We start from the raw sequence: 24,123 nt of genomic DNA, 5'->3' as shown, positions 1-24,123 counted from the left end.
AAACAGAATAGCCACGATCAACAACCTGTTTGACAGCTTCAATTTTAAACTCTTCAGGATAACGCTTACTGCTCATGTGCACCTCTCATTAAGCCATTTTAAATGACTCTGAGGTGTCTGTTAAACCTGTGGCGATTCATTCTTATTTCAGGCTTCGGGAATCAATACCATAAAACTTCTTTGTTAAATGTAGCCCGAGAGCCTGAATCCCTTTCACGCACAACACCCCGACAGCATCGGAGGTGAGAGATATGTCCCATATGAGCAAACTTATCACCGGCGTCGCCCTGGGCACTTCTGGCGGCACCATCCTGAATGGCGTTCTGACAAAACTAAGCCCTGATGAATGGAGTGCGATTGGCGTGCTGGCCGGTATTGCCGGGATAATTATCACCGGTCTGGTTAACTGGTACTTCAAACGTAAGGTAGCGAATGCACAGGTAAAGGCGCTGGAGAAGTACGGACCCGCAGTGAAAGTCGGAGAGGATTAATATGCCTATGTCCAGCAGTCTGCGTAAAAAGCTCATCACTGCCGCTGGTGGGGGGGCGATGCTAATCGCCTCGCTCTTTCTTGGCGGGAAAGATGGCGTGGAAGGACGGAAATACCAGGCCTATAAAGATGTCGCTGGAGTATGGACTGTCTGTGACGGTCATACCGGCCCGGATATCATCATTGGTAAAACCTATACAGACCAGGAATGCGATCGCCTGCTGTGGAAAGACCTGCAACCGGCAAAGCGCACTGTAGACGGCTTGGTTAAAGTGCCGCTTGGCGAATACCAGCGCGCGGCGCTTTACAGCTTCGTATTCAACGTTGGTTCCGATGCCTTCTCTAAATCCACTCTCCTGAAGAAGCTTAACCGTGGTGATCAGGAAGGGGCGTGCGAAGAGATGCGCCGCTGGGTTTATGCTGGTGGCATGAAATGGAAAGGATTGCAGAACCGGCGCGAGATGGAGCGCTCTATGTGCCTGGCGGAAAGCAAAAATGACCTTTAACTGGAAAGCTATCGCAGTGCTGGTGTTGCTTGGTGTCTTTCTTTCGTTGTCATGGGCTATAAGCCACTACCGGGACAACGCCATCACCTACAAAGACCAGCGCGATAAAGCCAATAATAGCCTTAGCCTGGCGAACGACACTATCAAAGACATGCAGACCCGCCAGCGCGATGTTGCTGCACTGGATGCCAAATACACAGGAGAACTGGCTGATGCGAAAAAACAGCTTGATGCTCTGCAGCGTTGCGTTAGCTCTGGCAAGTGCGGGCTGCGCGTCAACGCAAAATGTCCCACGAACGGAGCGACCAGCTCCAGCAGCCTGGGCGATGCTCCCGGCCCCAGACTTACATACTCCGCTCAACGGGATTATTTCACCCTCAGAGAACGAATCAACACCATTACCGGGCAAGTGAACTACTTGCAGGATTACATCAGGCAGCAATGTATGAAATGAGGATAGAGCGATAAAGCAGTAAAGCGGATAGATCGCACTTACAAGCCACAGTCATGATGTGGCCCCGGGTCTCCCCGAGAGAGACAGACGCAGGTACGAACTGCGACATACCGCTGGTCAGGGTTAATCAAGGAAAAGGGGATGCCGGCAAAGCAGCGCGAAAGCCAGACGCGCACCGGTTATGAGCGGCGATGAGCGACAGCGACTCAAGGGCATGAGCGCGGTCACTGCGAGAGTGTGGCGGGCATTACAGAGGCACTTCACGGAAGGGCTTCGATAATGGCCTTGAAATCTGCAATGCAGGCTCCATATGAACTATGTAACCTGTCTTACTGACAGGATAAAAAGGGAATTGATATGTTAGATAATTATTTTAAAAATGGCATTGCCAATACTGACAAAAAAACACAGCGCCTACTTGCAGTTCAGGCTGCTTTGGAAATTGCCAAACATTCTGTTGGATCAGCTGGCGGCGCGGAGCATTCACGTGTTGACCAAGATCTTGATTCGGTTGCCGAAAAAGTTGAAGCGCTTGCAAATGCAATTCAAACTGCGCTTACTAAAAACATTGATTGAGTTATAACCGCCGTCGGGCGGTTTTTTTCCTCCAAAAAGCCACTGGCATCCGCTGGTGGTTTTTTTATTGCGCTTCGCATGTGCTTAATAATCGAGAGTCTTTCAGTCGTGAGCTTGGAGAAAGCCGGAGGCGAAGTATGGCAGACCTGAATGATCTATCCCGTCAGTTACGCCAGCTTCAGAAGCAGCTCCCGTTTGCGATGGCACAGGCATTAACAAAAGTTGCACGCCAGATAGAGGCAGCAGAACGTACAGCACTTCAGCGTCATCTGGATAACCCGACACCGTTCACCGTTAAGTCTGTTGGTTCACAGGGGGCGCGCAAAGATAACCTGCGGGCAAAAGTGTTTGTCCGTGACACAGCTGCTGCTTACCTTGAACCGTTCGAATTCGGTGGACAGCATAAGCTGCATGGCCAGGCACTGCTTAACCCAAAGAACATCAAACTCAATAAATACGGCAACCTGCCGCGAACCAAAATGGCTCAGCTCAAAGCAAAGCCGGATGTGTTTATCGGCACGGTTGGTGAGGTGAATGGCGTATGGCAGCGGCGTAAGCCACGGAAAAGCAAAAAAGCGGTGAAGCGTGCAAAGCGGTCGCCGAACGGTACACGTCGTGTTCGCCAGAAAAGGCCAGCACCAAAGCTGCTTATCCGGTTTGGTAATGCGCTGACCGTATCCCCGACGCTGGGATATATGGACCGGGCTGAAAAGATGGCTTCCGCACTCATGCCAGCAGCACTAAGCCGGGCGATCAGCGAGGCGCTGAGCAGCGCGCGATGACCCTGCTCCGTTTTGGGTCCTTCCTATGGCTTTTGTAAGGCACGGGCATTGCGCGCCGCGGTGTTTTTGCAGCTACAAATTTTTATTTTGTGTCCCATGTCCCACCTGTTGAGATCGTACCGGACACCGCGCCAGCTCTGGTTATTCCTGTTTATTCCGGTGGGACATTGGGGTGGGACATTGCAAAAATGTCCCAGGTAAATGTCCCACCCCTGAAAATGTCCCAGGTGATGTCCCATGACAACGATGAACCAGAGTCAGTACGCGCAGCATTCTGGCGTTGATCGCAAAACCATTGGCCGCTGGATCAAAGCGGGCAGATTCATCGTGATGGACGGTGACCTGATTGATGTCGAAGCCAGCGATGTAGCACTCAAAAAGAATCGCGACGGAAAAGATCCGCGCGCGTCGAATGCGAAGAAAAACAAAGCGCCGGTTATCAGCGAAGATGACGGTGATGACATTGATAAAACTGTACAGCAGATAATGCTCACGGAGGGCGCCAGCCTCACAAGGGAGGAAGCGGCACGTATTCGTGAGAACTACATGGCTCTGCTGGCAAAGCTTCAGTATGAGAAAGACAGCAGCCAGCTCGTTGAGATGGCGGTCGCCGAGGAGGTTCTTTTCAACGCCTTTCGCCAACAGCGTGACGCCTGGCTTAACTGGCCGTCCAGAGTGGCGCCGCTTATGGCTGCTGATCTGGATGTACCGGCGGACAGGATGACAGAGGTGCTGATTGAACATGTCCACAAACATATCTCAGTCCTCGGAGAGCCAGAGTTTAAGCCAGCAGAAGATTGACCGTCTTTTGCTGAGTGCGCGGAAAGGCTGGACGCCGCCACCAAGGATCAGCGTTCCCCAATGGGCCGATGATTACCGCAAACTGGCGAAAGAGGCGGGAAGCACGTCGGGGAACTGGGAGACATCTACTGTTGAGATCGCCAGGGGGCCGATGCTGGCGGCAACGGAATCTGGTGTTCACATCATCACCGTGATGTGCTGCACCCAGTTAATGAAAACCGCATTGCTGGAAAACCTTTTCGGGTATTTCGCACATCTCGATCCGTGCCCGATATTGTTGCTGCAGCCGAAAGAGGAAGCGGCAGAACAGTTTTCAAAAGAGCGAATCAGCCCTCTGGTGCGCGTAACGCCAGCTCTGCGCAGGATTATTGGCGACTCAAAACAAAAAAGTTCGAAAGAGACGATTCTCTATAAATCCTTCACCGGCGGATTTCTTGCGCTGGCGGGGGCCGGTAGCCCGGACAACCTTGCTCGCCGGCCAATTCGTATCCTGCTGGCGGATGAGGTGGACAAATACCCGATAACGCGCGAGGGCGATCCCATCGCACTGGCGGAAGAGCGAACGGCAACGTTTGGCCTGACCTGGCTGTCTGTCCGGGCCTGTTCTCCGACGGTGGAAGATGAGAGCCGGATAGCGGACAGCTATGCCGATTCCGACCAGCGCCGCGCTTCCGTGGTGTGCCCGCACTGCGGACACCGGCAGTTCCTTGATTTCTTCAAACACGTTCAGTGGCCGAAGGACGGGGACAAACACCTGACCAAATCGGCCATGATCCACTGCGAATGCTGCGGGGCGGGATGGTCTGAAGGTCAGCGGCTGCGCGCGTTACAGACCATCCGCTGGCATCAGACAAAGGCGTTTGAATGTTGCGGAGAGCGGTATTCCCCGCTGATGGCTTATGACAATGCCTGGCGGGCAGAGGATGACGGCAGCATTGATGCCGTATGGCGCTGGTCGGAATCAGAGCGTCACGCTGTATACAGGGCCATCTGCCCGGTCTGTGGACGCGAAGCCGTTGAAAATACCCATGCCGGTTATCAGGCATCAAAGTTGTTCAGCCCGTGGCAGAAAGACAAGCCGTCCGATATTGCAGAGAAGTACATCAAGGCGAAAGGGGATCCGGACAAAGAACAGGCCTGGTGGAACACCCAGATGGGGCTGCCTCACCGGCCAAACCATGGCAAGCAGCTTCCTGTCGATATTTTACTGGCGCGCCGGGAAGTATTCCCCGCGCCGGTACATGACAGGGTGGCCGTGCTCACCGCCGGGATTGATACCCAGGACGATCGTTTCGAAATTGAGGTGATTGGCTGGGGGAAAAACGAAGAATCCTGGTCGGTGGCGCACGATGTTATTTACGGGGATCTGGAGACCGATGAACCATGGAAGCGACTTGATGCGTATCTGAAACAGGTCTGGCGCCGGAACGATGGCAGGGGACTGACCATCATGGCGGCCTGCCATGACTCTGGTGGTCACCATACCCAGAAAGTTTACGAGTTCGCGAAAGAACGCCTCGCCCGTCGCATCTGGGCTGTAAAGGGGGAGTCTGCCCAGGGCGGTAAACGGAATCCCGTTTGGCCGACCAAACGGCCATCCTCAAAAAGCAAGGCTCAGTACCGGCCAATTATTATCGGCGTCAATGCGGCCAAAGATGTTGTGCGCGGCAGGCTGCACCTTGAACCACCCAAACAGGATGAACCGGCGCCGGGGTACATGCATTTCCCGGATGATCGTGATGTTGGCTATTTCAACCAGCTTCTGGCGGAGCGCCTCGTTTACAAAGTAGTTGCCGGGCAGCGGTTCAGTGTCTGGGAACAGATCCCCGGACGTGCGAATGAGGCGCTGGACTGCCGGGTTTATGGGTATGCCGCGCTGTGCGGACTCATGCATATGGGGCTGAAACTAAACGTTCGGGCTGCCAATCTTGAAGCGAACCCGGACAGATTGCAGCCACCTCCGGCAGAGCCTGAAGAAAAAATCAGCTACGAGCTTCCTGGTGCTGTTATTGAAGAATTAACGGCATCGAAGCGGAAAAGTCTGTCAAAACTCCTGCCCAGATAAGGATCTCCATGTTTAACCGAAACACCAGTCTGCTTGCCGGTGGGATGACAGACGCGCAGCTACGGGAGGCGCTGACGAAAGCCCAGCAGGCCTACATCGATCTGACCACAGGAAGCCGTGGCGTTTCCTTCTCCTATTCGCAGGGTGACGGTACACGGTCTGTGACTTACCAGCAAAGCAGCCTTGCCGATCTGCTGGCGCTCATTCAGTTGCTGCAGGCGCAACTGGGAATTGTGTCACGGCCACGCAAACCAGTGAGGTTCAGATTTTAATGAACAAAGTACAAATCCTCGGCGCTGACGGTAAACCGCTGCGGTCTGCCCGTCCGTCGATGCTGACCGGCGGCAGCCGCGTGCCTTATGATGCTGCCGATTCGTTCAGTGACCAGCTGGCGAACTGGCAACCCGCTTTGTGGTCGCCAGACAACGAGATCAATATTTACCGGGATCGCATCGTTTCACGTGCGCGCGACCTGGTGCGAAACGATGGCTGGGCGAATGGCGCCGTTACCCGTCTTCTCGATAATGCTGTGGGGGCCAACTTTCGTCCGATCATGAAGCCGGATTACCGCGTGCTCAGAATGATCACCGGGAACAAAGCATTCGATGCAACATGGGCGGAGGAGTATGGCAAAGCGCTGGAGGCGCACTGGCGTACATGGGCTTATGACCCCGGACGCTACTGTGATGTTGAACGCAAGCTGACAGTACCCCAGATGCTCCGCCTGGGTTTCCGCCACAAACTTATTGATGGCGATGCGCTGGCGGTCCTCCAGTACCGTACGGACAGGCTGGGGCGAGGCAAGGGCCGTTTTGCCACGACGGTTCAGATTGTGGATCCCGATCGGCTGAGTAACCCGCAGCAGAACTTTGATATGCCACATATCCGCGGCGGTGTGGAGATTGACGAAGATGGTGCGCCGGTGGCCTACCACATCCGCGAGGCGCATATCGGCGACTGGTGGAGCGGCGAAAAAACACTGACGTGGAAGCGCATTCCGCGCGAAACGGACTGGGGCCGCCCGCATGTTGTGCATGACTTTGACCATGAACGCGGGGCGCAGCACCGGGGCAACGGGATACTTACCCCCGTCGTTCAGCGCCTGAAAATGCTGATTAAGTATGACCAGAGCGAGCTGGAAGCGGCGATCCTGAATGCTATATTTGCCGCCTATATCGAGTCACCCTACGATTCTGAAATGGTGCAGGCCGCCATGGGAGAAAACTTCGATGATACGAGTCTGGGCGCCTATCAGGACGGGCGTATTGAGTTTCACAAAGACCGGCGACTGACCCTTCAGAACGGTGCGCGTATGCCCATTTTGTACCCCGGTGAAAAAATCACGACGGTAAATGCCGCACGCCCTTACAGCAATTTTGAAGTGTTTGAGTCGGCGGTACTGCGTAATTTCTCTTCCGGAACCGGATTATCACCCCAGCAGGTGACGCAGGACTGGTCAGATGTTAACTACAGCTCTGCACGTTCATCCCTGCTTGAGGCCTGGAAAACACTGTCACGTCGTCGCGACGATTTTTCCACTGGCTTTGCCCAGCCCATCCTTACTGCGTTTGCCGAAGAGGTCCACGATAACGAGGATTTACCTCTGCCAGCCGGCGCGCCCGATTTTATAGATGCCCGCGCGGCGTACTCACGAGCGCGCTGGATGGGGCCGGGACGTGGATGGGTGGATCCTGTCGCAGAGAAAAAAGGGGCCATTCTTGGCCTGGATTCCGGTCTGTCAACGCTGGAAATCGAAGTGGGCGAGAACGTCGGTGAAGACTGGGAAGAAGTCCTGGATCAGCGCCAGCGTGAAATCGAAGCCTGCCGGTCGCGCGGGCTTCCGTTGCCGAGCTGGGCGCAGGCCGACGAATTCGCCAGTGAAACCATTACTGATCCGGAGGAAAAGTGAATCTACCTCATCTGGCGCAGCGTCTGTTTAATACGCCGCTGGCCATTCATCCCAGTAAAGCCGAGGTCATTATGGCCGCCGTTATGGACCGGTTCGGCATTTCCCGGATTGAATCCTCCTTTGCGATGGAGGACGACGATTATTGCTATGACGATAACCAGGGGCGAAACACACGCCGGGATCCCGGATATGACAATGTCGCCGGGGTGGCGGTTATTCCGGTGCGTGGCACGCTGGTCCAGAAACTGGGAAGCCTTCGCCCCTGGAGCGGCATGACCGGATATGACGGTATCCGGCAGGTATTTCTTACCGCAATGGCCGACCCGGAGGTGAAGGGAATTTGCCTGGATATTGATTCGCCGGGCGGAGAGGTCGCAGGTTGCTTTGATCTGGTGGATGAGATCTATAGCGCGCGCGGGGAAAAGCCCATTCACGCCATCCTGTCTGAGAGCGCCTATTCGGCGGCATATGCCATCGCCAGCGCGGCAGACAAAATTTACGTTCCCCGCACGGGGGGCGTGGGATCGGTTGGCGTCATTACCATGCACATCGACTGGACCCAGCGGATCAAGGACGAGGGGCTGAAGGTGACGATTATCACCTTCGGTACCCGAAAAGCCGAGGGTTCGCCTTACCGCGAACTATCTGACGAAGCACTGGCCGCCATCGAACATGACATCAATGCGATGGGGGAGTTGTTTGTCAACACTGTTGCACGCAATCGCGGCATCAGCGCAAAGGCGATTAAAAGCACTCAGGCAGCCTGTTTTATGGCGGCTGACGGCGTGGAGCTTGGACTGGCGGACGGGGTAATGCCCCCTGACGCAGCGTTCAGGCAGTTACTTTCATTAACAGGAGCCTGATATGGCAAAGAATAAAACGTTCAGTTTTGCTCATCTTTTCGGCAGCGGTGTTCGTGCATCTGATGAAGAAGATGACAAGAAGTCTAAAAAAGCCCGTAAGGCGAAAGGTCGTGCGGAAGAAGATGAAGACCGCGACGATAACGCTGAAGATGATGATCGAGATGACGACGCGGAAGATGAAGACCACGATGATAACGCCGAAGACGATAACAGCGACACGGATGCCGACGAAGGCGATGATACCGATCCGGATGCTGAAGACGATGACGGCGACGATAACAGTGATGGCAAAAGCGCCAGTAAGGCACGCCAGGCTGAACGCCGTCGCTGCGCGCGTATCTTTGGCAGCAAATATGCCGCCGCTAATCTGCCGCTTGCCGCTTCTCTGGCATTCAATACCGGCATGAGTTCTGCCGATGCCGTCAGCATTCTGAAAACGTCCGGCACGCCGGCTGCGACACAGACTTCCCGCCGACATTCTCTTGATGAGCGCATGGAGAGGATCGGTAAGGTCCGTCTGGAGCGGGATGACAGCTCACGGGCTCAGTCCAGTAAATCAGTGCTGGTTTCGAAAATGACCAGTCTCTACAACAATGCACGGGGTGAAAAATAATGGTCGATCAGATTGGTCAGAATCCCTGGTCTCCAGGGGTGAAGAGTGCGGTTTTTGTTCCCGATCAACTGGTATCCGGCCCGCTGCAACTTGTCACGGATACCGTCACCCTTACTGGCGGCGCGGTGTACCGTCGTGGCACGGTGCTGGGCATGATTACCGCCAGTGGGAAATACACTATCAGTGTGAAAACTGCTGAGGATGGCAGTGAAAAACCCGTCGCCATTCTGGTTGATGATGTGGATACCACCAGGGCTGATCAGCAGGGTGGCATTTACCTGATGGGTGAGTTTAACCAGAGCCGCCTTATTATCGACGCAACCTGGACACTGGCAGAGCTTAAAACAGCCCTGCGTCCGCTGGCAATTTATCTGCGCGGCGCCGTGCAGGCTCCCGCTTCCTGATTTAACCCTCTCCGTGAATACCCGATGCCACTTACGCGGCAGGGATTCGTACGACCTGAATTCGTGTCGGTGTCCTCACCGACATAACAAAGAGATCGCATATGGATAATATTTTTGATACCAGCGTGCTGGTACAGGTTGTTCCCAACCTGAAAACCAGCCAGAACTGGTTGCTGGACCGTTTCTTTCCGAACGTGGTGACCTACGAGACGGAAGAAGTGGCGATCGACGTGGACATAGGTCTGCGCCGTATGTCGCCGTTTGTCTCCCCGCTGGTGGAAGGAAAACTGGTGGAATCCCGTAAATACCAGACCAATACCTTTAAACCGGCCTACATCAAGGACAAGCGCGCGCCGGATCTGCGCAAACCGATCCGTCGTCAGATCGGCGAACGTATCGGTGGCGAGTATACGGCGGCTGAGCGTGAAATGCTGAACCTCCAGTTTGAGATGGCGGACCAGATCGACATGATTCAGCGCCGTATGGAATGGATGGCAGCAAGCGCCCTGGTATCCGGTACCGTAACAGTTACCGGCGAAGGGTTTGAAACCAAAGTGATCAACTTCGGACGCGCTGACAGCCTGACTATCACGCTGAGCGGTTCGGATAAATGGCCTGTAGCTGTTGCGGCAGGCGCCACCAACACCAGGCCGTCAGACGATATTGAGGCCTGGCAAACTGAATTCCTGAAACAGTCCGGCGCCACGCCAACGGATCTGGTTTTCACTAATGCATCCTGGCGCGCTTTCCGGCTGGATACCTCCATCAAGGATAACGCCATCACGTTCCCGGCGCTGAGTCCTTTCGGTAACCAGATCAACGCAGGCGCACAGATTATGAAGGGGGCGGTTTATAAAGGCCGCTGGGGTAACTTTGACCTGTGGCTTTATAACGACTGGTTTATCGACCCGGTTGATAACATTGAAAAACCGATGATCCCCGATGGTGCGGTGATTATGTCCAGCGCAGACCTGATGGGAACCCGCGCATTCGGTGTAATTCTTGACCCGGAATTCAATTACGGGCCGCTGGCATATGCGCCGAAAACCTGGGTTGAAAAAGATCCTGCGCAGCGTTTACTGCTGATGCAATCCGCTCCGTTGGTTATTCCGAGCCGGGTAAACGCGTCCCTCTGTGCAACGGTGGTGTGAAATGGCAAAACAAGATAATGAAAGGCTGAACGCTGATGGCGAGAATGGAGAAATTGAGTCCGTGCAGGAACCGGAATACGTGGTCCTGAGGGGAAACACCATCCGCCACAATGGAGCGAAATTCGCGTCCGGCGAAACCATTCCTGTTGCCGGCGATGATGCCCGGCGCCTGTTAAAAATGGGGATTATCGCCGATATCCAGGTACTACGGGCGAAAGCCCTCGGCATTCAGGACGCGGAATAATGGGCGTTAACTGGGATAAACACCTGCTGGCGCCGCTTCATGTCCAGTTCGGCGATACCCAGGAATACCGCCCGAAGGGCCAGTCCCCGTTCATGGTGAACGGGGTTTTTGATCGCGGCTATACCCTGATTGCCGAAAATCTGGACGGGGATTCAGATATCAATACCACCAGTCCGGTGCTGGGCGTGCGGGATGCGGAGTTTCTGGCAGCCGGACGCGCGCTGCCGGTTAAAGGTGATCGCGTGTTTGTCGGCGTGGTGGGCGGTCGCACGGTTAACCAGCTTTTTGTGGTTATGGATGTTCAGCCGGACAGTCATGGCGGCACAAAGCTGGTACTCAATAAGGTCGGTACATGAACGCATCAACCCTCCGTCAGATGGTGGTCACCGCGCTGATCGGCAAAACGGATGCCGCTGAGCGGGTATATTCCCCGCGTGACTGGCCGACTACCGCCGATCTGTATCCGGCGATTTTGGTTCAGACACCTTTTGATCACAAGCGGTCGCTGGGGCGCAATGCTCCCCAGTTCAACACGATCACCACAGTGCGTATTTCCGGGCGCATTCAGGAATACGACAGCGAAACTGATGATGACGGCGCCATGAAAGCAGAGATCGCGCTGGAGCGTCTGCGGGAGCAAATCGAACGGGCAGTCATCAACAGCTATGAGCTGACCCGCGTAATTCAGCAGTATGCAGAAGTTCGCTCAACGCTTGATGTTGATGCCAGCGGTGAAGCACATCTTGGGCAGTTACTGATGGAAATTGACATCGAGCACTATCAGGGACCGGAGGACTTTTACCCCGTCGATATTAATACACTGGAAGGCATCGACGTCACCCTCAGCATGCCGGATGGCACCACGCGGCCTGTCGTACAAATCAATCTCACGGAGTAATCCATGAAAATTAAACCCACTGCCGGGCGGGCTGTGCGCGATCCGGTTAAAGGCACTCTTTTGCCCGAAGAGGGCGCAGACGTTGAAAACTCTCCGTTCTGGCGTCGCCGTTTACGTGACGGGGATGTGGAGCTGGTGACGGAGAAAACTATCCGTACCAAAACCGGAGGGACTGAATAATGGTTGCATTCGCGAAAATTCCTGACCAAATCCGGGTGCCGTTGTTCTATGCAGAATTTGATAACGCGCAGGCCAATACAGCCACGGCGACACAGCGTACGCTGATCATCGGGCAGAAGCTGGACAGCAGCACGCAAACGGCCAATGTACCCGTGGAAGTCTCTTCGGCTACCAAAGTTGCTGGCCTGTATGGCGATGGATCCATGCTGCATACAATGATGACTGCCTATCTGGAGAATGACACCTCGGCAATCATCCATGTACTGCCGCTGGCGGATGATAGCGAGTCCATGACCGCGGCGAGGGGCACTATTACCGTGGTGTCAGCTGCTTCGGCAACGGGAGTTATTTCGCTTTATATTGCCGGGCAGCGTATCCAGCTTACAGTTATCGCGTCCGACACCGTCAATGCCATTGCTGCCGCACTGGCTGTGCGGATCAACGCAAAATCAGGTATGCCCGTTATAGCGACAGTGGCTAATAACGTCATCACCCTGACCGCCAGAAATCGCGGCGCCCACGGCAATGACATTGATATCCGTCTGAATTACTTGGGCAGCGCAGGCGGTGAAGCCACACCTGCCGGGTTGTCGCTGACGATTGCTGCAATGTCTGGCGGAGCCGGTGCGCCGGCTCTGGAAGATGCGCTGGCGAACCTGGGTGATACTACTTATGACTTTATCGTTAATCCCTACACCGATACTACATCGCTGAATGCCCTGAAATCATTCCTGGATGATAGCACCGGGCGCTGGAGTTATAACCGGTTGATCTACGGTCACAGTTTCAGCGCGGTGTCCGGCAGTTACGGCTCACTGACAGCAACGGGGGAAGCGCGTAATAATCAGCATGAAACCCTGCTGGGCGTCACTGGTTCCCCGTCGCCTGCCTGGGTGTGGTCGGCTGCGCTGGTGGGGAGCATTGCCCCGGCATTGCGAAACGATCCGGGGCGACCCACACAGACACTGAATATTGCTGGTGTCCTGGCGCCGCCGAAGGAAAACCGCCTTGAATGGACCGAACGTAACAACCTCTTATTCAGTGGTATCTCGACATTCACCGTGGCGGATGACGGAACCATTCAGGTGGAGAATGTCATCACGACGTACCGTCATAACAGCTATGGCGTGGAAGACGACAGTTATTTGCAGATTGAGACAATGTACCTGCTGATGTTCGTTACCCGCTACCTCAGAACGCAGATTACGTCGAAGTTTCCACGTATGAAACTGGCGGCTGACGGGACACGCTTCCCGCCCGGTCTGGCTATCGTTACCCCCAACATCATCAGGTCGGAACTGATCGCGCAGTACACCACGCTGGCAACCGGCGGTTATGTGCAGGATCCGGCGGCGTTTGCCAGAGGTTTGGTTGTCGAGCAGGCCAGCGGCAACCCCAACCGGGTTAACGTGCTGTGGGATGGCACGCTTATCAACCAGTTGCGCATCTTTGCCGTTCTGAACCAGTTCCGGCTGAAAGCCTCTTCTTAACAGGAGCATATACCCATGGCGGATACATCAAGACGCCTTGCCGGTACCGCATACGTGACTGCGGACGGTGTGAGCATTATGGTTGCCGGCCAGTTTCAGTACCGCCCCTCCGGCGTGGAACGCACCACGCTGTCGGGCATGGATGGTGTGCACGGGTACAGCGAAAAGCCTGTGCCCGGTTTTATTTCTATCCAGGTGCGCGATAACTCAGGCGTGACCGTCGAATACTTTAACGGCCTGACCAACACCACCGTTTCCGCAGAGCTTGCCAACGGCAAGACTATCGTCGGCACCGGTATGTGGGCGGTTAATACCCAGGATGTCAACTCGGAAGATGCGACGTTCACACTTCGCTTTGAAAGCGACAGCGTGAAGGAATATTGATATGGAAAAAACCAAAGTTATCCCGCTTTCAAAGCCGCTGGAAGACAGGGCGCAGAAAACCGCCTGGGAACAAATCGAACTTCGTGAGCCCGCGCTGCTGGAGGTTGAACAGTTCTACGACAAACAGGAAAAATCGTCCTCCCTCCCGGCCATGCGCCTGTTGATTTCCCTGGTTTCAGGCATTCCTGAATCGGCGCTGGCCCGCATTGCCTTCACCGATTACCGTAAGTGCGAGGCTTATCTTCTCGGTTTTTTGACTTACAACGTCTCGCAGGATGGCGAGAGCTAGCTGCTGACGTGACGTTTTACTTTCACTGGGAGCCTCATGTGGCATGGGGTATGTCGTTCACCCGTCTTAAATGGTGGGCTTCCCAGGCCAGCCGTATAAACAAGGTAAGGAAGGACAATGGCTAACGCATTCGATTTTCAGCTAAACGCAGATGACAATGCGTCGGCGACGATTATTCGCATTGAAGAGGCCATTCGTCTCCTGAATCCCCAACTGGACAAAACGAAGGAGGGGTTAAAGCTTGGCGGTGATGATTCAGTTGATAGCGTCAGCAAGGTTAATCAAGCTGTTAACGGACTGAGTAAAGCAGCGAAAGACTGCGTTCAGTTTATCGGTGATATCGTCCCTCCGCTGAAAATGGTCACGGCCCTTAGCGGATTGGGAGGGGGGGCGCTCGCCTTTAACGCGATTAAAAACAATCTTAAAGAATTTGCCGATTATGGATATCGCGTTGATACCATGGCAAAGAATGTCAGTATGACAACTCATGCCTTCCAGGAACTTACGGGGGCGATGGTGGAGAACGGCTCGGCGAGGGAGGCGGCAGAGTCAGCAATTGCTGATTTATACAATAAGTCCGAGTCAGCTCTTCTCGGCGGTAACTCCATGTTTGCCAGCCTGTTGCAACAGCAAGGTATTGATATTCACCTGACAAAGGAAGGCCTGGCGGATGTCAGCAGGCTGGTGGATGATATCAACAAAATGGCGCAATCCATGACACCAGGAAAAGCGGCTTTGTGGATAAACTCACTTGGCTTATCGCCTGAGATATTGTCGCTTGTACGCAACTCGACTGATGAAGTTAAGCGTTTCAAGGATCAGGCTCAGCGTGACGGGCTGATTTTCAGTGATAAAGATATCCAGAATGCCCTGGCTTTCAAGCAGCAAATGAATCAAATCGCTGCGTTGTGGGAAGGCCTGAAGATGCAGTCACAGGCAAGGCTGGGAGGATGGCTCAGGGATAACCCGGACATAAAAAAAATAACAAAGTATGAAAAAGATAATGAAAATAACTTTTATCACGGGGACAAACAGCAGGACATAATGGCCCGCGCCAGAAGGGATAAATCTTTTAAAGGTTCATTAACGTTTATGGAAGGGCTGGAACTGGCAATAGGGCGACCGGGGAAAGATTTACAGGAGAAATTAAATAAAAAATATTCCGATCTCTGGGATGCTCAGAAAAAGGCCGCTGAGCAATCAGCCTCGCAGGGGGGATATGTGTTACCTGGCGTTCCATATAACGAACCGCTCAATATTACCAAAGGGATACGCAATAATAATCCAGGTAACCTGAGAAATGCGCCAAATACTGTTGGCTACAGCGGTGGGTTCCCGACATTTGCCTCTTCATCTGATGGGCTGTCCGCGTTAGCCAGACAGCTAACATTATATGGGGGACGGGGTAAAAACACGCTGAACGAGATTATTAGCACGTATGCTCCACCCCAAGAAAATAATACTCAGGCTTATATTGATCACGTTTCTGAAATAACGGGATTTAAACCTGGACAGCGCCTTGATTTAAGCGATCCGGTAGTGATGCAGGCGTTGATGGCTGCAATAGTTAAACATGAAAATGGCACGCAGCCTTACAGCTCGGAGGAGATACAAAACTCTGTCAGTAATGCAATGAATAGTGAGCGCTGGACGGGGCGGCGCTCCCCGGACGGTCAAAATCAGAAGGAAGACCTTTATTCTGGTGATTCCATTCTCAGGCAAAATGAGCAGAGCAACAACGAGGGATTAGCAGCCGCGTTTCGTTCAGCTCTTCAGGACAGCAAAATGCAGATTGAGCTGACGCTGATCAATCCTCAGACCGGGGAAAGAAACACCATGACTGGCAATGGCCCAAGGGTGACCAGGGCGATGCCATATTAATTCTGTATCAATAGTTTGGTGAGCCCGGCCTGGTTTGCGGGATCGTTAAGCGCTTTTACACCCCGCCTGGCGGGGTTTTTTATTGCCCGGAGAAAAATGATGATTTCACCACCAACCATTCCCAGCCTGCAAAGTTTGCTCTCAACTGGTGGTGACAGTTGGAAGTGGACCGAGCACCTACAAAAGGCTTCATTTCGTGGTGTTCCCTTCGCTGTAGTATCTGCTGATGGATCATTTGGGCGTAGGCAGGCGGTTCATGAATATCCCTACCGGGATATGCCATGGATCGAGGATATGGGACGCTCAAGCCGGAAAATTACCATCCGCGGCTTTCTTATCCAGAGCAGCCTCCTTTATTCTGCTGCTGACGTTTTTACTCAACGCGATTCCCTGATCGCCGCCTGCGAAACGGGTGAACCCGGCACACTGATTCATCCCACGCTGGGCGAAATTAAGGTGAGTGTGCCTGACGGTGGTCTGAGGATCTCCGAGGCTAGCGAGCATGGGCGCGTATTTCATTTCACGCTGGCTGTGATGGAAGTAGGGGAAAAGCAATTTTCTGTCAGCAATGCATCAACGGCAAAATCATCGGTCACTGAATCGTGGGCATCCACGCTGTCAAAATCAGCCACCTCCTGGCTTGGGACAATAAAAAGCGCGCTGCGTACCGTTCCTCAGGCAATAAAGACTATCAGGGCTACGACTCAGTACTGGTCTAATTCGGTAATGTCACTGAGCGACCAGGTCACCAACATGGGGAACGTGTTATCCAGCACGTTCGGCAGCGATCATTATGGGCGCTATAACCACGGAACCGTCGGTGGCAACAGCTCCGGTACCAGTACGGTGATGAATCCGGGCACTGATACCAGAGATTATGACGGTCTGGTGGAGACAACCATTGCCACGGTAGTGATGAATCGTGAAGCCGTGACATCAGCAATCGAAGCCCTGCAATCTACGTCTGACCTGGATGATTATCCCGCGAACGTGGCCGCTGTCATTACCGTTGTGATTGAAACAATACCGAACGTCTATGACCAGATCCATGTGCTGGAAAGCCTGCCTGGTGTCACTGACGCCACGCTTTACGCCTCGGTCAGCGATACCCTGATACAAGCTGCCACGCTGAATTACCTGCAAATTATCAGTGCATCCGCAATGGCTTACGCCGCCGCCAGCTACACGCCATCCAGTCGCGATGATGCCATGGCGATGCTGAACCGGGTAACGGTTGCCCTGGACACGGCAACCGTTACTGCTGCTGACGCGGGTTACGTGGTGCTGTATCAGGAACTACTGGCACTGCGGACTCACATCACAGATGTGCTTAAAAACATCGGAGCAGATCTGGCCAGTGTACAAACCGTGATATTTCCTGTCTCCCGTCCTGCACTGGCCGTGGCAAATCAACTCTACCAGAATGCCGACAGGGCCTCGGGCCTCCTTAAATCGGTGAATCCGGTACATCCGGCATTTATGCCCACTTCATTTAAGGCTATGACCTCATGACTGATGAATTAATCCTTACTGTTGGCAATAAATCCCTGAAAGGGTGGGACAGGATCCGGGTTACGCGCACGATAGAGTGTTTGCCGTCTGATTTTGATCTTGGGCTAAAGGATTATTACGCAGCGGATAAGGAAAAACAGTTCGTTAAACCCGGTGATGCTTGCTCCGTGTCGCTGGGCGATGACCTGGTCATTACTGGTTATATCGATCGGTGGACCGGCGCCCTCACACGCAACCGGCATGAAATCCGTGCTATGGGACGGGGGAAATGCCAGGATCTGGTGGATTGCTCAGCAGAGTGGCCCAACAACGTTATCAGCAACGGGACTGCTCTGCAGATAGCCCAAAAACTGGCCAGGCCCTATGGTATATCAGTAACCACTGACGTTACCGATATGAATATCGTGCCTGTATTCACCCTTAACTGGGGCGAATCTCCTCAGGAAATTATTGAACGCATATGCCGTTGGGCCGGGTTGCTTTATTACGATCTACCGGATGGCAATCTCTGCCTTACCCGCGTAGGGACAAAGTCTGCCGCCAGTGGCGTGGAGGAGGGGCGTAATGTTGAAGAGGCACATTTTCAGTCCAATACAGATGAGCGATTTTCTGATTATGTCGGCGTCTCTCTGTCTGTTAACGGGATGGGAGGTGACTACAGCGTTATAACACTCGCAACGGCTCAGGATCCTGATGTTTCCACGATGCGCTACCGGAAGCGCATTGTCCTGGTTGAAAGCACAATGGCGGTTAAAAACCTGGCACAAAAGGCTATTCAGTGGGAAATGAACCGGCGATATGGACGCTCGAAACAGTTATGGGTGACCGTTGATAGCTGGCGGGATAGCGCTGGTGTGCTATGGGAGCCCAATACACTTGTTCCGATTTCCTTACCGGCGTTGGGACTGAGCGACGAGTCCTGGCTTCTGGCTGGAGTGACCTTCATTCGGGATGATAATGGTACCCACGCGCAGATGATGCTTATGCCGCCGGAGGCATTCATCGTGCAGCCCTATGAGTTTTATCAACTACTGCCGGTATTAAACCAATGAATATCGGAGATATTTACAGACGTGTACTGATGATGCTGGGCCGGGGGGTTGTCACCGCTTCTTCCGATGACGGGAAAGTTCAAAGAATTCAGTATCAAGCTCCTCTGGAGGTACGCGGCGATACCCCGCGCATGGCAGAGTTTGGTTTTTCGTCCGGCCTTCCGGCAGGAAGTGATGTGGTTCTGGCATTCATTGGTGGCGATCGTTCTAACGCCGTTGCCATTGCGACCAATAACCAGGCATACCGGCATACCGGACTTAAACCCGGCGAAACGGTTATTTATAACCAGTGGGGGATGTACATCAAATTAACCGAAACGGGAATTGAGGTGGAAGCCAGAGAGCAGCCCGTCAAAGTCAGTAATGCCACTACGGTAACGATTGTTGCCTCTGAAAAAATCCGCCTTGAAACGCCCGATCTGCTTGTTACAGGAAATATAACGGACAACTGTGACTCTCAGACCGCAACACTTAAAGACCTGCGCGATGCTTACAACCGGCATGATCACAATGTTGAAAACGTTGAATCTGGTGGAAGCACCATAACCAGCACAGCACCGATGGAGACGATTTGATGGCGGATATTAAAACGCTGTGGATAGTGGATGAGGCGCGTGGAGACTGGCAGTTAACAAAAGGTGATCTGTCCAGTGGTGATGACCTCCAGACAGCCATTCTTATTAGTCTCTTTACCGATCGCCTTGCCCGCAGTGACGATGATTACGACAACGGAGATCGTCGTGGCTGGTGGGGGGACACAGACGTTGATTACAACATTGGTTCCCGGCTGTGGTTACTGAACCGTCAGCGGCTCAGCTACGCAGTGGCCCAGCGCGCGGAAGATTATGCCGCCGAAGCACTGCAATGGCTGATTGATGACGGCGTGGTGGAAGCCATCAGCGCGGAGGCGCGGATTGTTTACCCGTCGCGCCTGTACCTCACGATCACCTATCAGAAACCCGGACAGAACAAAGCAACGATGAAATTCTACTGGGTATGGGAGTAAGTCAATGCCATTTAACCGCCCGACACTGACAGAGCTGCGCGAGCGTAACCAGGCGTTTTTCGAGTCGGAACTGAAAGACGTTGGAGCGCTGTTACGCTTTTCGAACATGCGTGTGATTGCGGACGCTGATGCGGGTATGTCATGGCACCATTATGGATACCTGGACTGGATAGCCCGTCAGGCCGTCCCGTATACCGCCACCGACGAACATCTTGCCGCCTGGGGAGCCATGAAGTCGGTATACCGCAAGGCGGCGAAACCCGCCAGAAGCCCTTCCGCCCAGTTTAGTGGTACACCCGGAAAGACTGTATCTGCCGGTGCCGTGATTAACCGTGGCGATGGCTATCAGTACAGGCTTGATGAAGAAATCACGATAGACAGCAATGGTATGGCCTCGGGAGGTGTTACAGCCATACTGCGCGATCCGGCAGAAGATGCCACTGCTGGCGGCGATGCGGGTAATGCTGATGCCGGTACCCTGCTGACGCTGGATATTTCCTGGAGTGGTGTTGATTCAACGGTGACGCTGTTTGCAGCCGCAACAGGTGGCGCGGATATCGAGGATGAAGATGATTTTCGCCTTCGCGTACTGTACGCCTACCAGCATCCGCTTCAGGGCGGTGCTGAGGCAGATTATGTCCAGTGGGCAACCTCAGTACCCGGCGTGACGCGGGCATGGACCCTTAAACATATCCTGGGAATTGGATCCGTCGGCGTCTACATCATGAGTGATGGCGATGAGCGCAATAACAGCGCGGGATTTCCGGTGGGCACTGATGGTGTTGCAACCCGTGAGGTGTGGGGGCTGGACGGAACGGGAACCGGTGCGGCTACAGGTATGCAACTGACCGTAGCGGACTATATCTGGGAACGACAGCCCGTTACGGCACTGGTGTGGGTTTGTTCGCCGATTGCCAGAGCGGTTAATTTTGTTATCGACGGTATTGCCAGTGCTGACAGCTCGGTAAAAGAAGCGATCGCCACAGCGATTAATGGTGTGTTTTTTGATAAGGGAGATCCACGCGGCTCTGCCGGCGCCGGGATGGTTTATCTTTCCGATCTCATCTACGCCATTGCGGATGTGAACGGAACAACGGGGTTTGTACTTACATCCCCCTCTGCAAATATTCCCCTTAATACCGGAGAACTACCTGTCCTTGGTAGCGTGGAGTACACATGAGCGCACGTTACAGTACAGATGATTACACCTTCGCCATTCAGTCATTATTCCCGACTGGTCGCGTCTGGACCCGTGCCACCAATTCCGTTATGACAGGCGTTATTCGCGCACTGGCGGCAGCGTACCAGCACAGCGATGCTGATGCCATTCAGTTACTGGTTGATGCGTTCCCGGCGACCGCGTCAGCCATGCTGCCGGAATGGGAAGCCACACTGGGGTTACCGGATGACTGTGCATGCAACGCACTGAGTGATGAAGAAAGCAGGCGGCAGGCTGTCGTATCGAAGTTGATCGGTACTGGCGGGCAATCTGCATCCTATTTCACTTCATTACTGGCATCGATGGGATACGGCATATCCATTAAGCAGTTCCGCACCGCACGTGCAGGACTGGCTGTATGCGGTGATGCTATTAACGGCGATCGCTGGCCATATGTCTGGGAAGTTACTGTCACTGACGCCGCCAGTGATGCTGCCTGCACGCTGAAATTACTGCTGTGCCGGTTAGCTGAGTTTGCGCCAGCGCACACCAAACTGATGACGTCTTATGATGCAAAATCCCTGTTTGGTATTGATATCCGGCTCACCCTGGCTGACGGCATTTTGTCCGGACGCCTGACGGGCAGTGCCTGTATCGCGGTTGATGATGTTGATATCACGCTGACTTATACACATGCTGGTGGCCAGATAATCCAGCGTTCCTTTACTGATTCAGAGGGTTCCTTCGCCGCCACGCCACCTTTGTCCGGAACGTTCAGTGTCATCGCCCGTGCGCAGGTCTGGACGCCGCCTTGTGAATGGGCTGATGTTGAGAGCGGCGAGGTGGCAATGAATCTTTTTTTTGATGGGGCCGTGACCTATGACGGCCGCAATACGTACAGAGGTTGAAGATGGCAAAGCTGACAGAAACAGCAGAATTTACAGCAGATGTGCTGCGACTGGACACCGACACGCCTGTACGTGGCTTTGACGGGACGGATTTAGGCCCGTCCAATGAGCAGGCGCAGACGCTTGCAAACCGAACCCAATGGTTAAAGCAGAAAGTTGATAATCTGAGCACCACGCAGGTTCGCTCTGTGAATGGCAAAACCGGCTCAGTGACACTGACCGCGAAGGACATCAGCGCAGAACCAGTGGGAATGGCCGACAGCCTGCTGACCGGGCATTTAAATGACAGCGATCCGCATGCGCAGTATTTTGATGAAACGCGCGGCGATGCACGGTATGTCCAGATATCCTCCGCAAACATCGGCGGCGGCTGGCTGCAACTGGACTCATCCGGTAAAATTCCGGCCGCGCTACTGCAAACCCTGACATCCCGTTATGTTGTCGTGGCTGACCAGGCCGCACGGCTGGCCCTGACATCTTCCTCAAACCTGACTATCTGTGCACAGGCGGATATCGACACGCTATTTTATCTCAATGGCGGGGAAAATCCTGCGGTGTCTGCAAACTGGGTAAAAGGGCAGGCGGCTACGGTTTCCGGCGTGTCATCCGTGTACGGGCGCACCGGAGCGGTAACGGCACAGGCAGGAGATTACGATACCGATCAGGTGAACGAAACTGCAAACCGCGAATTCGCCACCCCAGCGGAAAAGGCGTCATGGAATGCGAAACAGAAGCTGCTCGTCTCAGGGCAGAATATCCGTAGCTTGTTTGGTCAGTCGCTACTTGGAAGCGGCGATCTTTCGCTGATCCCTGCCCAAATGGGAAGCGCTGCGGAAAACCACATACACTCAACCGCAGATATCAAAGATTTTGCATCACAGACACAGCAATTAATCACCTCCTCGCTGCAGGCGGGCACCGGGGTAACCCTTGGTCAAAACCCTGTCAGTGGAAAGACGATCATCAGTGCATCCGGCGGCGGTGGCAGTAGCGGTTACATAGTCGTTGAGCGGCAAGGCGTCACGGCGGGGCAGAATCATTCATTTAACTTTAGCCAGCAGAGCGCGTTTAATCTTCACGCATATGCGCTGAAAGAGGTCACAGGCTCAACGAACCAGACATACCTCGTGGATGATTTCGAGGCAGTGAGCGAAACCAGTTACAGCTGTACTGATGCCCTTATCTTTGACGGGACGCTAGCGCCTTATTCAGGCGGTACCGTCACGCTGGAACGTGATGGTGATAATTATTCGACACCAGTCCGCGCGGATGGCGAGCAATTACAAATCGCAGCAGTAGTAAATAATACAATCCCTGAGATGACATCTGAAAACACGCCAGCGGGTTATGTGGTGGCGGCATCGTCTGTCTATTCAGGAAGTAATTTCAGGTCGTGGTTTCCTTTTACAAAAAGCAAAACAGCGCAGCAGGCATGGGCTTCTTCAGGCAGGCCAACTTCAGAAAAACCAGAATGGTTGCAAATTACATTGCCATCGGCGATCAGGATAGGGGGATACCAAATCAGGAATCGTCAGGTTTACGATATGGCCAACCTTAAAACATGGAAATTTCAGGGCAGCAATGATGGTGTTAAATGGGATAACCTTCACAGTGTTACAGGAGACAGCAATAACAAGGCTGGTGCCGTGAGAAGTTATTCCTTAACGGCTTCATCCTCTTATTCCATTTATCGATTGCTGGTGACAGATATTAATAGCTCTTTCAATTTCCTTACTCTTGATTCTCTGGAAATTTATCCCTTCGCAGGGTTACTAATAAACGGAGGCGGGAAATGGTACTCAGCGAAAAATGGTACGTTACAGGAAACAGACGCTGCTGATTTTGATAATGGATTCACTGACTCTGGCACCATCACCGCTACATCATTAACCGGAATTCTGCCGGTTAAAGTTTACGGTAGCTCTCCGGTTGATGTCAGCGCTGTTTATACTCCCTATCCACAAATAGCGATCCAAAAATCGTTGTCTGCTGCTACGTCCTGGAGCCAGATTAACAGCGCGACACTGACCGCAACACAGGACAACGATGGGTTTGTGCGTGTTGCCGTCAGCAGAGATTTAACAAACTGGTCTGTGTGGCGCAGTGGCGGCTGGGTGGATATTGGGTCGCTTTCAGCAGACGTCTCAGGTGCGACGAAATTAATATCGGAGGGCATGACACCATCGGATATTAACGGCCTCAATAATGCTCAGTGGGCGCAGCTTTATCACGATAATAATGACGTACCCGATTATCTCGCATTTGCTTCTGCGCTGGATATCAGCGATCCGGCAACTGATGTCGCGACCATTGACAGGCTGACGCTTAACGTCAATGAAGCTTCAAGCTGGATGCTACAAACCCCGGCGCAAGTGGAAATACGCTGGCGCACCGACAGTGTGACATTCCGCACGGTTACTGCCGGGAATTACAAACTCGCTTATCAAATCCCGTAAACATTCCCCCAAAATTTCCTCAGGTCGCATATTGCGGCTTTTTTATTTTC

The 24,123-nt window shown here is 53.5% G+C and carries 29 protein-coding genes; 28 read left to right on the top strand and 1 reads right to left on the bottom strand.

Going from position 1 to position 24,123, the window contains the following annotated elements:
* Nucleotides 1–76: transposase (locus ACTU3N_RS22610; protein WP_443088373.1), on the bottom strand; the 76-nt coding region annotated here is incomplete at its 3' end.
* Nucleotides 77–251: 175 nt separating this feature from the next.
* Here ACTU3N_RS22610 and ACTU3N_RS22605 point away from each other — a divergent pair.
* From ACTU3N_RS22605 to ACTU3N_RS22470, 28 genes are all read left to right on the top strand, one after another.
* A complete protein-coding gene (locus tag ACTU3N_RS22605; RefSeq protein ID WP_443088366.1) occupies nt 252–491 on the top strand; it encodes a class II holin family protein in 240 nt (79 codons plus the stop codon).
* Nucleotides 492–498: 7 nt separating this feature from the next.
* Nucleotides 499–996 (top strand): lysozyme, encoded by a 498-nt coding sequence (locus ACTU3N_RS22600; protein ID WP_443088365.1) that lies wholly within the window; start codon nt 499–501, stop codon nt 994–996.
* Nucleotides 986–1,450 (top strand): lysis protein, encoded by a 465-nt coding sequence (locus tag ACTU3N_RS22595; protein ID WP_443088364.1) that lies wholly within the window; start codon nt 986–988, stop codon nt 1,448–1,450. Before ACTU3N_RS22600 ends, ACTU3N_RS22595 begins: the two co-directional genes overlap by 11 nt.
* A gap of 357 nt (nt 1,451–1,807) precedes the next feature.
* Entirely contained in the window at nt 1,808–2,026 is a 219-nt protein-coding gene (locus ACTU3N_RS22590) for a hypothetical protein (RefSeq protein ID WP_443088363.1), read from the top strand.
* 137 nt (nt 2,027–2,163) lie between these two features.
* Nucleotides 2,164–2,808, top strand: a complete 645-nt coding sequence (locus tag ACTU3N_RS22585) for a hypothetical protein (RefSeq protein ID WP_443088362.1) — start codon at nt 2,164–2,166, stop codon at nt 2,806–2,808.
* A 237-nt stretch (nt 2,809–3,045) separates the two neighbouring features.
* Nucleotides 3,046–3,609 carry a hypothetical protein gene (locus ACTU3N_RS22580; protein ID WP_443088361.1) on the top strand — a complete coding sequence of 188 codons (564 nt, stop codon included), beginning with the start codon at nt 3,046–3,048 and terminating at the stop codon, nt 3,607–3,609.
* The gene (locus ACTU3N_RS22575) at nt 3,551–5,674 is read left to right on the top strand and encodes a phage terminase large subunit family protein (protein WP_443088360.1); all 2,124 of its coding nucleotides are present in this window, start codon (nt 3,551–3,553) and stop codon (nt 5,672–5,674) included. The genes ACTU3N_RS22580 and ACTU3N_RS22575 overlap by 59 nt, the downstream gene beginning before the upstream one ends.
* An 8-nt stretch (nt 5,675–5,682) precedes the next feature.
* On the top strand, nt 5,683–5,946 hold the full coding sequence (gene gpW, locus ACTU3N_RS22570; RefSeq protein ID WP_443088359.1) for a gpW family head-tail joining protein: 264 nt from the start codon (nt 5,683–5,685) through the stop codon (nt 5,944–5,946).
* Nucleotides 5,946–7,583, top strand: coding sequence for a phage portal protein (locus tag ACTU3N_RS22565; RefSeq protein WP_443088358.1), 1,638 nt, complete (start codon nt 5,946–5,948; stop codon nt 7,581–7,583). Before gpW ends, ACTU3N_RS22565 begins: the two co-directional genes overlap by 1 nt.
* Nucleotides 7,580–8,446, top strand: coding sequence for a S49 family peptidase (locus ACTU3N_RS22560; RefSeq protein ID WP_443088357.1), 867 nt, complete (start codon nt 7,580–7,582; stop codon nt 8,444–8,446). Before ACTU3N_RS22565 ends, ACTU3N_RS22560 begins: the two co-directional genes overlap by 4 nt.
* A gap of 1 nt (nt 8,447) precedes the next feature.
* Nucleotides 8,448–9,059, top strand: a complete 612-nt coding sequence (locus ACTU3N_RS22555) for a hypothetical protein (protein ID WP_443088356.1) — start codon at nt 8,448–8,450, stop codon at nt 9,057–9,059.
* Nucleotides 9,059–9,463 carry a head decoration protein gene (locus tag ACTU3N_RS22550; RefSeq protein ID WP_443088355.1) on the top strand — a complete coding sequence of 135 codons (405 nt, stop codon included), beginning with the start codon at nt 9,059–9,061 and terminating at the stop codon, nt 9,461–9,463. The genes ACTU3N_RS22555 and ACTU3N_RS22550 overlap by 1 nt, the downstream gene beginning before the upstream one ends.
* Nucleotides 9,464–9,564: 101 nt before the next feature.
* A complete protein-coding gene (locus ACTU3N_RS22545) occupies nt 9,565–10,614 on the top strand; it encodes a major capsid protein (protein WP_443088354.1) in 1,050 nt (349 codons plus the stop codon).
* Between the two features lies 1 nt (nt 10,615).
* Complete coding sequence (locus ACTU3N_RS22540) at nt 10,616–10,858, top strand: DUF7210 family protein (protein WP_443088353.1); 243 nt, start codon at nt 10,616–10,618, stop codon at nt 10,856–10,858.
* Nucleotides 10,858–11,214 (top strand): head-tail joining protein, encoded by a 357-nt coding sequence (locus ACTU3N_RS22535; protein WP_443088352.1) that lies wholly within the window; start codon nt 10,858–10,860, stop codon nt 11,212–11,214. The genes ACTU3N_RS22540 and ACTU3N_RS22535 overlap by 1 nt, the downstream gene beginning before the upstream one ends.
* Nucleotides 11,211–11,756: a hypothetical protein gene (locus ACTU3N_RS22530; protein ID WP_443088351.1), complete on the top strand. Its 546-nt coding sequence runs from the start codon at nt 11,211–11,213 to the stop codon at nt 11,754–11,756. The genes ACTU3N_RS22535 and ACTU3N_RS22530 overlap by 4 nt, the downstream gene beginning before the upstream one ends.
* Nucleotides 11,757–11,759: 3 nt before the next feature.
* A complete protein-coding gene (locus ACTU3N_RS22525; RefSeq protein ID WP_443088350.1) occupies nt 11,760–11,936 on the top strand; it encodes a DUF2635 domain-containing protein in 177 nt (58 codons plus the stop codon).
* Nucleotides 11,936–13,426, top strand: coding sequence for a phage tail sheath subtilisin-like domain-containing protein (locus ACTU3N_RS22520; RefSeq protein ID WP_443088349.1), 1,491 nt, complete (start codon nt 11,936–11,938; stop codon nt 13,424–13,426). The genes ACTU3N_RS22525 and ACTU3N_RS22520 overlap by 1 nt, the downstream gene beginning before the upstream one ends.
* A 15-nt stretch (nt 13,427–13,441) precedes the next feature.
* A complete protein-coding gene (locus ACTU3N_RS22515) occupies nt 13,442–13,810 on the top strand; it encodes a phage tail tube protein (RefSeq protein WP_443088348.1) in 369 nt (122 codons plus the stop codon).
* A 1-nt stretch (nt 13,811) separates the two neighbouring features.
* Nucleotides 13,812–14,099: a phage tail assembly protein gene (locus ACTU3N_RS22510; protein ID WP_443088347.1), complete on the top strand. Its 288-nt coding sequence runs from the start codon at nt 13,812–13,814 to the stop codon at nt 14,097–14,099.
* A gap of 117 nt (nt 14,100–14,216) precedes the next feature.
* Nucleotides 14,217–15,980 carry a hypothetical protein gene (locus tag ACTU3N_RS22505; protein ID WP_443088346.1) on the top strand — a complete coding sequence of 588 codons (1,764 nt, stop codon included), beginning with the start codon at nt 14,217–14,219 and terminating at the stop codon, nt 15,978–15,980.
* Between the two features lie 96 nt (nt 15,981–16,076).
* Nucleotides 16,077–17,492, top strand: a complete 1,416-nt coding sequence (locus tag ACTU3N_RS22500) for a DNA circularization protein (protein ID WP_443088345.1) — start codon at nt 16,077–16,079, stop codon at nt 17,490–17,492.
* Complete coding sequence (locus tag ACTU3N_RS22495) at nt 17,489–18,544, top strand: phage baseplate assembly protein (RefSeq protein WP_443088344.1); 1,056 nt, start codon at nt 17,489–17,491, stop codon at nt 18,542–18,544. Before ACTU3N_RS22500 ends, ACTU3N_RS22495 begins: the two co-directional genes overlap by 4 nt.
* Complete coding sequence (locus ACTU3N_RS22490; RefSeq protein WP_443088343.1) at nt 18,541–19,119, top strand: phage baseplate assembly protein V; 579 nt, start codon at nt 18,541–18,543, stop codon at nt 19,117–19,119. Before ACTU3N_RS22495 ends, ACTU3N_RS22490 begins: the two co-directional genes overlap by 4 nt.
* Entirely contained in the window at nt 19,119–19,550 is a 432-nt protein-coding gene (locus ACTU3N_RS22485) for a phage GP46 family protein (protein ID WP_443088342.1), read from the top strand. Before ACTU3N_RS22490 ends, ACTU3N_RS22485 begins: the two co-directional genes overlap by 1 nt.
* Before the next feature lie 4 nt (nt 19,551–19,554).
* Nucleotides 19,555–20,730: a baseplate J/gp47 family protein gene (locus ACTU3N_RS22480; RefSeq protein WP_443088341.1), complete on the top strand. Its 1,176-nt coding sequence runs from the start codon at nt 19,555–19,557 to the stop codon at nt 20,728–20,730.
* Entirely contained in the window at nt 20,727–21,617 is an 891-nt protein-coding gene (locus ACTU3N_RS22475; protein WP_443088340.1) for a YmfQ family protein, read from the top strand. The genes ACTU3N_RS22480 and ACTU3N_RS22475 overlap by 4 nt, the downstream gene beginning before the upstream one ends.
* A gap of 2 nt (nt 21,618–21,619) precedes the next feature.
* Entirely contained in the window at nt 21,620–24,073 is a 2,454-nt protein-coding gene (locus tag ACTU3N_RS22470) for a discoidin domain-containing protein (RefSeq protein ID WP_443088339.1), read from the top strand.
* Nucleotides 24,074–24,123: the final 50 nt, after the last annotated feature.

It is taken from the genome of Vagococcus sp. WN89Y, assembly GCF_052220145.1.
Lineage (GTDB): Bacteria > Pseudomonadota > Gammaproteobacteria > Enterobacterales > Enterobacteriaceae > Kosakonia.
Note: the sequence above shows the minus strand (reverse complement) of the source record. Positions and strands in the feature narration are given on the sequence as shown.